Source organism: Spirosoma aureum (assembly GCF_011604685.1).
GTDB classification, from domain to species: Bacteria; Bacteroidota; Bacteroidia; order Cytophagales; family Spirosomataceae; genus Spirosoma; species Spirosoma aureum.
Genome location: NZ_CP050063.1, coordinates 7,245,098 through 7,257,741, shown reverse-complemented (window position 1 = coordinate 7,257,741; position 12,644 = coordinate 7,245,098). Strand labels below are relative to the sequence as shown.

Annotated in this window: 10 protein-coding genes; 5 read left to right on the top strand and 5 right to left on the bottom strand. The window is 45.7% G+C overall.

What is annotated here, in order from left to right:
* Positions 1–74: 74 nt before the first annotated feature.
* Positions 75–812: an OmpA family protein gene (locus G8759_RS28905; protein ID WP_167216228.1), complete on the top strand. Its 738-nt coding sequence runs from the start codon at positions 75–77 to the stop codon at positions 810–812.
* A gap of 142 nt (positions 813–954) precedes the next feature.
* Here the strand turns inward: G8759_RS28905 and G8759_RS28900 are convergent, their stop codons facing one another.
* The 3 genes from G8759_RS28900 to G8759_RS28890 all read right to left on the bottom strand — a co-directional run bounded on the left by G8759_RS28900 (position 955) and on the right by G8759_RS28890 (position 4,368).
* Positions 955–2,142: a phosphoglycerate kinase gene (locus tag G8759_RS28900; protein ID WP_167216226.1), complete on the bottom strand. Its 1,188-nt coding sequence runs from the start codon at positions 2,140–2,142 to the stop codon at positions 955–957.
* A 70-nt stretch (positions 2,143–2,212) separates the two neighbouring features.
* Positions 2,213–3,400 (bottom strand): hypothetical protein, encoded by a 1,188-nt coding sequence (locus G8759_RS28895; protein WP_167216224.1) that lies wholly within the window; start codon positions 3,398–3,400, stop codon positions 2,213–2,215.
* Positions 3,397–4,368 (bottom strand): DUF2157 domain-containing protein, encoded by a 972-nt coding sequence (locus tag G8759_RS28890; protein ID WP_167216222.1) that lies wholly within the window; start codon positions 4,366–4,368, stop codon positions 3,397–3,399. The genes G8759_RS28895 and G8759_RS28890 overlap by 4 nt, the downstream gene beginning before the upstream one ends.
* Before the next feature lie 97 nt (positions 4,369–4,465).
* On the opposite strand from G8759_RS28890, the gene G8759_RS28885 reads away from it, so the two are divergent.
* Both G8759_RS28885 and G8759_RS28880 read left to right on the top strand, forming a co-directional pair.
* A complete protein-coding gene (locus G8759_RS28885; protein WP_167216220.1) occupies positions 4,466–6,154 on the top strand; it encodes a VRR-NUC domain-containing protein in 1,689 nt (562 codons plus the stop codon).
* A 138-nt stretch (positions 6,155–6,292) separates the two neighbouring features.
* Positions 6,293–7,162, top strand: a complete 870-nt coding sequence (locus G8759_RS28880; protein WP_167216218.1) for a sugar phosphate isomerase/epimerase family protein — start codon at positions 6,293–6,295, stop codon at positions 7,160–7,162.
* Between the two features lie 145 nt (positions 7,163–7,307).
* Here the strand turns inward: G8759_RS28880 and G8759_RS28875 are convergent, their stop codons facing one another.
* Both G8759_RS28875 and G8759_RS36485 read right to left on the bottom strand, forming a co-directional pair.
* Complete coding sequence (locus tag G8759_RS28875) at positions 7,308–7,556, bottom strand: hypothetical protein (RefSeq protein WP_167216216.1); 249 nt, start codon at positions 7,554–7,556, stop codon at positions 7,308–7,310.
* 482 nt (positions 7,557–8,038) lie between these two features.
* Positions 8,039–8,218, bottom strand: coding sequence for a DUF6965 family protein (locus G8759_RS36485; protein WP_394353335.1), 180 nt, complete (start codon positions 8,216–8,218; stop codon positions 8,039–8,041).
* Between the two features lie 221 nt (positions 8,219–8,439).
* Between G8759_RS36485 and G8759_RS28870 the strand changes: the two genes are divergently transcribed.
* Entirely contained in the window at positions 8,440–8,652 is a 213-nt protein-coding gene (locus G8759_RS28870; RefSeq protein WP_167216214.1) for a hypothetical protein, read from the top strand.
* Positions 8,653–9,349: 697 nt separating this feature from the next.
* Positions 9,350–12,637, top strand: a complete 3,288-nt coding sequence (locus G8759_RS28865; RefSeq protein ID WP_167216212.1) for a SusC/RagA family TonB-linked outer membrane protein — start codon at positions 9,350–9,352, stop codon at positions 12,635–12,637.
* Positions 12,638–12,644: the final 7 nt, after the last annotated feature.

Genomic DNA, 12,644 nt, shown 5'->3' with positions numbered 1-12,644 from the left:
TTTAAGAAACCAATGTGCCTTAAATCGGCACTTAATTTGCAGTAGGGTTAATCTGGTTTATAAATCACACGACCATGCGCGCCCTGCTCATTCTATTCGTCTATCTGGCAATCGCTACAGTTGGTTACAGTCAGCAGCAAAAAACACCCGTTAAACAGCAAAAGACGTTGTTTACAATTAGTGCTATCGACGGCAAGACGTTGGAAGAGATTCCGGCCAGATTCAAGATACACGCAAAACGGGCGAACCGGAAATTTGACGGGCAAAGTCAGCTCGGTCAGCCTTATGCATTTGTCCTGACTGGCACCGATACGTTGACCGTAATCACAAAAACACAAACACCTGGTTATTATGAATCGGAAGAAGTAATGGTCATCTCGTGCGATACCTGCCCCAATTATGGCTATGCCGTCCGACTTGAAAAGGAAGATCCTAAAGCCGATAGTATATTCAGGGGTTTACAGGTTAATCAGACTTTCCGGCTCGACAATGTTTATTTTGATCAGAGTAGTTATGTACTGAGGTCAGAATCGTATCCACAGTTGAACAAACTGGTAAAAACGCTTATCACGACCCCCAGGCTCGTCATTGAAATCGCGGGGCATACCGACAATGTTGGCGACCGACGCTTAAACGTCTTACTTTCCGAGAACCGGGCGAAAGTTATTCGAAGTTATCTGGCCAGAAAGGGCATTGCCGAAAGCCGCCTGCGAGCCAATGGATATGGTGATACACGACCGGCTGCACCGAACAATTCGGAAGAAAACAAACGACAGAATCGACGGGTGGAGTTTGTTGTTTTAGCCCTATAAACCGCTCAATGACCCGTAGGCACGAGCTCATAAGTCAAAAAAAAAGCCACCGATCGTGTGGTTGGAAACGATCGGTAGGCTATCATCAGGGCAATAATCTCTTCAGAATTTGGCAAACGTTTTTATGCTACGTGGCCTGATTCTACTCCAGCGCGGCTACTCCTGGCAGCACTTTACCTTCCATATACTCCAGAAGCGCACCGCCACCAGTCGATACGTAGCTCACCCGGTCGCCGTAGCCAGCCTGATTAACCGCAGAAGCTGAATCACCACCCCCGATGAGTGAGAACGCACCGTTTTCTTCAGTAGCTTTCACAACAGCTTTGGCGATGGCATCGGTGCCAATGGCGAAATTTGGAAATTCGAATACGCCCATCGGGCCGTTCCAGAGAATGGTTTTCGAATTGAGAACAACGTCCGTAAATAACTTAACGGTCTCAGGACCAATATCCAGTCCTTCCCATCCATCAGGAATAAAGCCAGTAGCTACCGTTTGGCGGTTCGCATCGTTTGAAAAACTATCCGCGCAAACATTGTCGACCGGCATATAAATCTTTACTCCCTTTTCTTCTGCTTTTTTGAGCAATTCAAGCGCCAGATCCTGCTTATCGGCTTCGAGCAGTGATTTGCCGATCTGGCCACCCTGTGCTTTGGTGAAGGTGTAAGTCATACCCCCGCCAATGATGAGATTATCGACATTGTCGAGGAGTTTTTCGATAATCAGGATTTTATCAGAAATCTTGGCTCCGCCCATGATCGCCGTGAAAGGCCGTTCGGCTTCATCCAGAATCTTTTTGGCATTATCCAGTTCTGCCTTCATCACATAACCGGCTATGCGATCTTCGAAAAACTGGCCCATAACCGCCGTACTGGCGTGAGCGCGGTGAGCGGTTCCGAAGGCATCGTTAACCCAGACGTCGCCGAGTTTCGACAGTTTTTCAGCGAATGCAACATCACCTTTTTCTTCCTCTTTATAAAAACGCAGGTTTTCGAGCAGAAGAATTTCGCCAGGTTGAAGGCTGGCCGCCAGATCGGTAGCTGACTGACCAATGCAATCATCCGCAAATTTTACATCGCGACCAAACGCTTCTTTCAGCGCAGGCAACAAATGTTTGAGTGAATATTTTTCTTCAGGGCCACCCTTCGGCCGACCAAGGTGCGACATCAGGATGGCGGACCCACCGTCATTCACAATTTTCAGGACGGTTGGTATGGTCGCTTTAATGCGAGTATCGTCAGTGATGTTGAACTCTTTATCGAGCGGAACGTTGAAGTCTACCCGAACGAGGGCTTTCTTACCAGCGAAGTTATAAGAATCTACGGTTTTCATGCGACTGCGTATGGTCGTTGGTTTGCGGGGCCAAACTTAGCGGTTTTTCGGCAGAAGCGGGCAGGATATATCAATACTTCCCCTCACTTCCTGCTCCGCCAAACGATCCTCCCCCAAATCGAACATCATCATTTGTGTTGTGATGCGTATTGGCCGTGGCCTGAATCGCCGTTAATGCCTCCGTATTGACGAAAAATTCATCCGGTGAATCATCGTCCGGCGCATCGGTAAACCCATGTTTAGGTTGCCGGAAATAACGGATACCAAGCACCGCAAGCCCGATCAGGGTGAGTCCGCCAATTGTTAGGGCCATATTGAGCGGTACAAGCGCAAAATAGTCATGAAACGTCATGACGCCTGCAATCAGGCCCAATACACCCAGAATTAACAACATTCGATCTTTCTTCTGTAATCCCTGCCACAAATACGTGATCGGAATGGCAAAGGTTAGCGTCCAGAACAGGAAAGACAGGTCGATTTCCGGCGCATGGGCTGGACTAGGTTTCAGTAGAAGACCGTTTAATTCACGAACCACGAAGTAATTTCCGCTTGCCGCTAAAACAATCAGCGTAACCCATTGAACCAGATTCTGTGGATCGGCATAATAGGCCTCACGAATGGGCGACTTCGACCATAGTAAGTTTGGGTTTCGGGCCAGAAAATACAATAGCCCAGATACGGTCATCATCACAAAAGGCAGTGCCCCTCTTCCCCAACTGAATTGCAAGAGGCCGTCGAAGACAAAGGTGTAGAAGGTGGCCAGCGTAAAGAATGCAATCAGTGTGTCGCCATAGTACCACAGCACGGTCAGCAGCAAGGGTAAGGTCAGCAAACAATGTGTTGAGATGGATAAGCCATTTGGCAGCAACTGGTTAAAACCAAATGCCAGAAATCCGGCTAATGTAACGACAAAGGCATTATCGATTCCATTTCGATAGAGGGAACGCTTATTGATGAGTTGATGGCCAACAATACCCACCACGACGCCGAAAGCGCTATTGAACAGACCATAAACAGTCTGATTGTTCAGCAACATTGAGAAAAAGCTGGCAGGCAATAAATAACTACCCAAAATGGCAACGGTTGTAAATAAGAACAGCCCGATTTCGATAAAAGCATTTGTCTGGCGGAAATCAACGGGATAGGCCTGTCGAACAGCAGCTATCTGTTTATCAGACAATAAGCGTTTGCGATACCAGCGTTCGGCCTGATCGATTATAGTGCGGTTATAAATCCACGCTTCGTTATAGGCTTTCATGCGTTACTTCGTTTAGGAATCTGACTCATCAGGTAGGCTACCAGCGCAATGCCTGTCAGAATGAAATACCAGTAATATAAACCATCAGACCAGTTTTGGGGGCTGATATAGTGGAAAAATAAATATGTGACGCCAATGTAACCGTATACCGCACTCATGAGCAGAAACACAAACGACTTGGTGCGCCTGGCGTATTGATCGAGGATGATACAGGCTACCGCAAGACCCAACGCAAACCAAAGGCGTAATTCCTCGAAATTGAATAACCCGCCTAACAGAGCAATCAGCAGCAAATTGCCCGCAATAGTCAGATAGGTATAGGCAAAATGAGGTTTAATACGCTGGCGCTCTAAACCAAATGACACCCCGATGAGCACAAGCGCCAGGGCAATCGCCGAGAAGACCGTTTCGCGATCAAAAAAGTTAGTTTTGAAATACAGCTCAAGGGGACGTACCGTAACACCAACCCACGAAACAAGCGCGGCAAGAGCCATGCTTAACACCCCCCGATGATCGAAACGATAAGCCAGTGGCAAAAACAGCAAAGCCGGAAGCAGAGTTACCAATCCATAGCGGGTGCCAAAAATGGTGTATTGATACTGGGCATACCCTTCGAGTGTCAGAAACAACAGACAGGCCAGCAGAAGCGAATAATCGCCATAGGGCGAACGATTTTTTGTCTGGTTCACTGTCCATTCCGGCCTGAATCGCCAGGCAAACAGAAAGCAGGCTGCGCAGGCAATTGCCATAGCTGTGAGCAGTGCACTATGCCCTATCTGGTCGAAGTTGTCATAGACGAGCAGGCCAAGGCCCGAGCTCAGTAACAAAATGCCAACATAAAGCAATGAACGCAATTCCCAGTGCAACGAGAATGGTCGTTTCTGCTCAAAATCACTGATTTTATCTTGCTGCCCGTTTAGCAAAATACCTTGTTTCTCTAACTCGTTAAGAACGTCAGCTGGGGACATAAATGACTGTTTTTTTGTTCTTATAATACGGGTGAAAACCCATGGTATTGACTAATTATTGCGGGTTTCCACGGAAACGTGCATCACCATAAGACAGATGGTTGGACGCCAGAAAGTTATTCTTACGCCCCGGTATTACCTCGACAATTTCCGCTACGTGCTGGATTTTGTCAAACGCCTGTACGGCAGCTTATTAAACGAGGCAGAGTGGGATTTCGTACGGCGGTTTGACGCCTTAAGTATCGATGCCCAGTGCCTTTATGTCCGATTCAGCAACCGCAAAGGACTCTTTTTTCGTATTAACAAGCTACAGTATAACGAAATAAATGACCTACCGGCGGCTGTTGGTGAATTAATAACCGCTGGATTTATCGAACGACTGGCGGCTCATCATAGCAATAGGGGGGAGGCTGTACTGGATGTTTTTACAAAACCCGAGCTGCTTGAGCTTCTACCACTGGAGCCGGAAGAAATTAAGCCACTGGGCAAAGAAAAGAAAGATGGCGTTGTTCGGTATGCCCTGCGCGAGCTCGATTTTGGCGAAATTGTCGGTGGCCTGACTACGCACGAAACGGTCGTTAAGATGAACTTTGAGGCCGAAGGTATGATGTTTAAATACCTGTTTTTTGGCAACCGGAGTGGCAATATGACCGAGTTTGTGGTGCGCGATCTGGGTATGGTCAATTTTGAACGGTATGATGAAAGTAAGCTAACGGCCCGTTTTCGAACTCGTAAAGAAGTTGAAGACAAGCTACTGATCTCACTGACCTACGAAGAGTTTTATGAGCTTAAACAAGCCGAAACGCCCGCAGAAGATATTTATAACTGGTTTCTGAATTGGAATGAAACCAGGCCCGAACTGACCAAAATAGCTATTCCTGGCTATCAGAAGCTCATTGTTCGTGTGGGTGGTTATCTGGAACGGCAGAAATTGCCGGAACAGGCACTCGCTGTTTATGAACTCTCCGACCACGTACCGGCGCGGGAACGACGAGTACGGTTATTATTCAAAAATGGCTCCATTGATGAAGCGCTGGCCCTCTGCGACGAAATTGCCGTCAGCCCACTGAATGCAGAAGAACGCTACTTTGCTACTGATTTTCGCAACAAAATTCTGGGCGTCGGCGAAAAGAAACGTACCCGTAAAGCCACAACTCGTTTTTTGTCCGATGCCGAAAGTGTGAATATCCCGGCTGCTTACCGACATCATGTCGAAGCGGGGGTGATGAATGATTACCTGGAACAGGGCTACGACGCGGCTTTTACCGAAAATTATCCCTGGCGCGGACTATTTGGGCTTGTCTTTTGGGACATCATTTACGATGCCAATGTGCAGGCTATTCACCATCCGCTGCAACGGGCTCCGTCCGATTTTTATCTTCCTGACTTTTACCTCAAGCGGGAGGATCTGCTAAAAAAACGACTCTGGGAGCTCGAAACAAAAGATGACTGGCGACGGCATACGGGCCGGATGTTCAACGCTAAATATGGCATTACCAACGTGTTGGTCGATTGGTCCGATGAACTGATGACGCTCGTCAAACGGATGATCGATTTGCTCGATGTTGATCAGCTAAGACTGATTTTGCTTGAGATGGCCCGTAACGTTCGTGAACATACGCGCGGTTTTCCGGACCTACTGGTCTGGAATGAGCAGGGACAATATGATTTCGTGGAAGTAAAATCACCCACTGACCATCTGGGTCCACAACAGCTTCACTGGCTGGAGTTTTTTCAGACTATTGGTGTACACGGCAAAGTTGTGCGTGTCATTTGGGAGCTGTAGAACCCAATCGGAAGCGTGCCACGGTTCAAAACAGTGGCACGCTTCCGATTGAGAGCGAAAGTCCTAAAAATATTTCCTGATATATTTTTATAAAACCACCCCATCTTTGCGTTCTAAAGCCGCAAACAATTTTCTATCATGCAAAGACGGAGTTTTCTTAAACAGTCTGGTCTGCTCACGGCCGGAGCTTTTGCCTTTACCCAATCTGATTTACTCGCTAGTGCGCCTGCTAAGGCCATCAATCCCTTTGGAGTACAACTTTACAGCGTTCGCGATGTACTGCCTAAAGACCCCAAAGGCGTTATGACCGAGTTAGCGAAAATGGGCTATAAACAGTTCGAGAGCTTCGGTGGAGCGAAGGGTTTTTTGTGGGGAATGGAGCCTAAAGAAATCAAATCGTTTCTTGATGATCTGGGCGTAAAAATGATCAGCACGCACTTTGATTACCGGGGACAGGCCGATAAACCGGATCTACTCAAAAAAAGCATTGAAATGGCCCACGACGCAGGCTTATCTTACCTGCTTTGCCCCTATATCGGCCCCCAGAAATCGTTTGACGACTGGAAAAAAATAGCCGACCAGTTCAATACCGTTGGCGAACAGGTAAACAAGGCCGGTCTGAAATTTGGTTATCATAACCACGATTATTCGTTTAAACCCCTCGATGGCAAACTCCCTCAGGAGTATCTGTTAGCGAACACTGATCCTAAAAACGTCATGTTTGAATTAGACCTGTGCTGGATCGACGTGGCTGGGGTTGACACAACTGATCACCTTAAAAAATACGGCAAACGGTATGAACTCTGCCACATAAAGGATTACAAAAAGGAAGGTGGCAAGCCTGTCCAGAATGACCTTGGCAAGGGGAGTGTTGATTTCAAGACGACATTGCGCGTGGCTATGGATAGCGGTATCAAATACTTCATTGTCGAGCAGGAAGAGTATCCGGAATCGCCGATGGTCAGCATGAAAAACGATGCTGAATACATGAAAAAACTAACGGTATAAAAAGAATAGGCCTTTCGCGGAGAAGTGTGCCACGGTTTTGAACCGTGGCACACTTCTCCGCGAAAGGCCTAAAAGAAATAAGTCCCGGTGAAAACCGGGACTTATTTTGTTAAAGAACAAGTAGATCTAATTAAGAATTAGAAAGTTATTTATGAAAGTAGGCCCAATAGCGGCCCTGCAACGCTGATCCCATTTTTTTTATTCTATACCGAAACGTTATTTCCTGAAAAGGAATACTATACCGGTTCAGTAAGTCCAACAGTTTCGATTCGCTAAGTAACGTTCCATCAACATCCGCAGTGAGAATATTCTTACCATTGCTTTCATCGTCCACTAACCGGGAATTGTAACGGTTTAATTCGAAATCCAGAGCGGTGATTTGGTCATTATGCATTTTTATCAATTGCTATAGTGAACGTATAATAAAGTCGTAACGCGTTGACCGTCGAGGTATTCATTCGGCAATTAAATGAAGAGTAATGGCAATACTGCTCATTAGGCAGCATATAGCTGCACTAATCCGACAGGTAATGGCGCCGGTTGGCATTTCAGGCTCGAAAGGCAGGCAAGGGTAGGCTATTGTAGAGCCGGTTCTCTCAAATATAACTAATAAAGAGAGGTAATCCTAACCTGACCGCTGAGTTAGGGATACGATAAACATGCACCGGAGCTTAGGGGACATTCTGATGGTTTGTTAATAAATGGGTAAGCCTAAAATGTAGATTATTTTAGCCGTTACGAATATAAACTTTCGGCGTTCGTTCTTTTTATAATAACCTTAATTAGGAGAGGTCATCGACAGCCAGCCCCGCCAGTGGAGACTGGTTGTTTTGCTTGTAAGCTAGAACAAGTGAGTCAATAGGTGATTTGGTTATGTTACTGGTCCTCTAGCCGCTCTTTCAATCTTATTAATTTATCTCTGGCAGAACCAGCACTCATTCCGCTGCGCAGATGACTAAACTGAACGGCTATAAAGCCGGGTAGGTCGTTGATAATTTCACTGGCACTCAGTCTAAAGGGAGGCTTTGGTAAGTGCCGATTCTCAAAATAGTTCATTAATTCCAGGTCATCGTCTTGCATGCAATAAAGCTACGCTTTTAGTAATAAGTTGGGGTAGTTTTGTGAAGCTGCTTTGTTTATGAAGTAACTGGTTTTAGGAATGACCCCGGTAATTACCAGGCAAATAACGCCTGATCTGATTTTAGTTGAACCGAATTGCTTTCAGACAATTCACGGTTACAAGTTCAAAATGCATACATTCAACCAAATTTTCACTCATGGCAGCCAACATTTTAGTAATTGTTACCGGATACGGGTCGATCACCCCGAAGCCATGGAAGACCGCTTATTTGAATATTAGCGAGGATAATGCTCGTCAACGATTTCTAAAGGAGCACCCCGGCGTAAGGGATGCAGCTGTTGTCAGCGTCAAATTTGATGATGAGTTTACCATTGGCTCTCATGGAGAAATCTCATCGACTCATTATTAATCATCTTCACTTTAGCTCACGATTTTTATAGTTAACTAATTTGTTGCCCTTCCTTTGGCCAATTGTGCTTCGCGACTACAGATATGCGAACGTTAGGTCAAGTGGGACAGGGACTTCCATCATCATTTGGTCGTGTTCTATCACTACTAGTTGTGCTATTTTGTGGATAGTGGCAACCATCTTTCCTATACGGTCATCTCAACGCCTATTCGTCCATGACAATACTATAATCACAGAATGGACTAAGCCCGACCTTTAACCTATTACCTGGCTTATCCTGAAAACCGCCAACATGTACGATTCATTTGCCGCTAAGCCAAGACTTAGACGGGTTTTCTTTGCCTTATCGGTTCGTAATGCCCCCGACCCAAATTAAAATTTCGGACTTTCATCGTGGGCCATTGACGCAAAAAGCTACTTAATAAGCATAAGCTTACTAGTTGTATTATTTATGGATAGATAAGTGTTTTAGGTAAAAATACTTATAAGTATAATGTATTGTTAAGCAAAACTAAGTAATTGTAGTAAGAAATATAGAAAAACTGAAATGCCTGAAAACAAAATAATATTTTGATTTAATACATTAAAATAGAATTAAAGATCATAATATTAAAATTGTACAAAAAGTTTGTATTGATTTTTTGACTTATATAGATTTGCTCACAGGAATACTTTCTTAACCAAACTAAAATCAGTTATGAGCAAATCTCTATATGTGAGCATGCTATTGGTGTGTTCACTCTGGACCATGGCATGGGCTCAGGAGCGAAGAGTAGTCGGTAAGGTAACATCGGCTGAAGATGGTTCGCCCCTCCCAGGGGTTTCGGTTGTCTTGAAAGGAACAACTAAAGGTACCAGTACCGACGCAGGTGGAATTTTTGACATCTCAGTACCATCAGCCAAAGGGAGTGTATTAGTATTTAGCTTCGTCGGTGTTACCACCCAGGAAATTCCAATTGGGAACCAGTCTGAATTGAACGTGAGTCTCGTGTCTGATTCGCGAATTCTTACCGAAGTCGTTGTAACGGGTAGCGGGGTTGCAACGAGCAAGGCCAAGCTAGGCATTGCCGTTGAAAGTGTGACGGCGAAGAATCTGCCTCAAACTCCCACAGCGTCTATCGATCAGGCATTGATTGGTAAAATACCGGGTGCACAAATTTCCTCGGTCAGTGGTAACCCCGGCGACCCGGTTAATATATTGCTTCGAGGAATCAATTCCGTTCAGGGGGGCACTAAACCGCTGATCATGGTGGATGGTGTTCAGGTGGCGGCAACTGATATTAACTCGCTCGATTTGAGTAATGTCGATCGGGTCGAAGTGGTTCAGGGTGCCGCTTCGGCTTCTATTTATGGAGCGCAGGGTGCCAATGGGGTTATTCAGGTTTTTACCAAAAAAGGCAAGAAAGGCCGGGTTGCGGTCAATTTTTCCAGCAGCTATTCGGCTAACCAATTCATTAACAGTGGCAATGTCCACAAGGCAGAGTTGCATCCTTATCTGACAGATGCAAACAATAATCTGATCGATCCTTCAGGGAAACCATTGGCCTATAATGAGGTTGGCTCGATTGAGGGTATATCCTACAGATATGGTGGGGCAACTCGATATGCCATTCTGGATACCCGAAACGTTGCTGATAAACCCTACGGAGCTAACCTGCAATATTACGACCACTTCAAGCAGGTATTTCAGACGGGAGGAACGACCAACAACAACCTGAATATTTCGGGCGCATCGGAAAAAAGCGATTTCTCCCTGGCGTTTGCCAATAATCATACCGTTTCTTCCATCATGAAAAACGGTTATATCGACCGAAGCAATCTCTCGGCTAATCTGGGTACGGAGCTGTTCAAAGGGTTTACGATACGATCTACGACTCAGTTAGTCTATACCAAAAATACGCTTCATCCAGGATTGGGAGCCGCTGGCGGCTATGATTATGGCAAAGGCAATTCGTTGGGAAATGTTGGCTCGGTTTATAGCTTTTTAAATACATCCCCATTCTTTGATCTGAGGTATAAATTAGCCGATGGTACTTCTCCGCTTTATCAGACAGCTGATTTCCTGAGTGTCAATGCCGGTAACCCATACTATACCCAGGAATATACGACGGGTCTGGACAACAAAATTGACGTTATCCAAAATTTTGACGTCAACTATAACGTCAATAAATTTTTGGAGCTGGATGCCAAATATGGAATCAATTACCGGACCGAAAACGCCAGGTGGACTTACGCCAATCAGTCACAAAATATAAACGCCACGTATTACCCCACCTGGATCAGTAATTTCGCCCCCGACGATAAAGGCGAGATCGATAACTGGCAGTATAACACGACATTCCAGAATTTTTTGGGAACGGCCTATATCCGGACTGATTTTGAAAATGACTTTCATATCAAATTGCCAATTCAAACCAGCACGCAGATATCCTTCGACTATCGAAAGAAGAAATACAATGAATACGATACCTATGGTTTAGGGTTAGGGCTGGCACCGCCTTTCAACATATCGTCTACATCATCGCAGGGGGTTGCTTCCTACAATACGGCCGCCAATCATAACGGTGATTACGTAGAACCCTTTGTAACCTATGGGTATCTGGTTAATCAGAAAATCGATTTTGGCGATTACGGTGGAGTGACAGCCGGTTTTCGAACCGACTGGTCTTCGGCATTCGGGGCTGGTTCTACACCGTTTACCTTTCCGCACTTCGATGGGCACATTTTACCGTTCTCGTTCATGAAAAACAGCGGTGTGGCCAATACAATCTCGTATTTTAAGTTAAGGGCCGCCTATGGCGAAGCCGGTATCCAACCCGGAGCCTTCGATCGTTATCCAGTATTGAGCCAGCAAAATCTGGGCTCGTCGTTAGTATACACGATACCTACCACCAGCAATAATGCGAACTTAAAGGTAGAAGTATCGAAAGAATTTGAAGCGGGTACCGATTTTACGATTAGCGCCAATCAGAATAGCTCGTGGTTTAACTCAATCAATGGTTCGTTTACCTACTGGAGACGGAAGAGCGCCAACGTGATTTATACCGTTAGCGTTCCGCCTTCGCTTGGCTCAACGGGCCAAAAGACCAACGCCATAGATATGTCGTCTAACGGGGTTCAATTCTCCCTGAACCTGCCGGTCTACAGTTCCAAAAATCTGAAATGGGATTTCACCACCAACTTTGGTCACCAGATATCCAGGATCGATAAAATTTCGGGGGGAGCTGATATTATCCTGACATCGGGTGCAGGTGATGCCTCACTGGTCTTGACACCTGGGCAACAGATAGGTCAAATCTATGGCTATAAAGCCTTGACCAGCACGGCATTTACGCGGATGGATGGTGCCCGGTACATAGCAGAAGGCGATGCATCGAAGTATGCGATGGTTGATGGACGTGTTGTCGATAAAACAACGAAAGCGATCCAGTTTACGGATGAAAAATATCCTTTGGCCAACCCCAATCCAAAGTTTAACATGTCGTTCATTAATAGCCTGGGATTCAGGGATTTTCTGACGTTGTCTTTCCAGTTCGACTGGGTATATGGCAGCCACTTATACAACCAGACGAAAGAATGGATGTATCGGGATGGTATCAGTGGCGATTTTGCTAAACCGGTAACCATTGATGGGCAAACCGGTGCTTATTCGGCTTATTACGCCAGTGCTTACTATGCACTTTGGGGCAGTTTGTCGGGAGCCGGAAACAATGCCACTAAAGACTATTTCGTTGAGGATGCTTCCTTTTTACGGCTTCGGAATGTTTCACTGGCCTTTGACCTGGCAAAAGTTGTCAAATTACCCTATCTCAACAGGTGCCAGCTGGTCTTGACTGGCCGAAATATCCTGACGGTCACCAACTATACCGGGCTCGATCCTGAAATCAGTTCAGGGTCGTCTAACTCATCGTTTGACAGAGGTATTGACCACAGTACGTTGCCTAATACAAAGTCGTATCAGGTTGGACTGAATATAGGTTTCTAATTTTTAA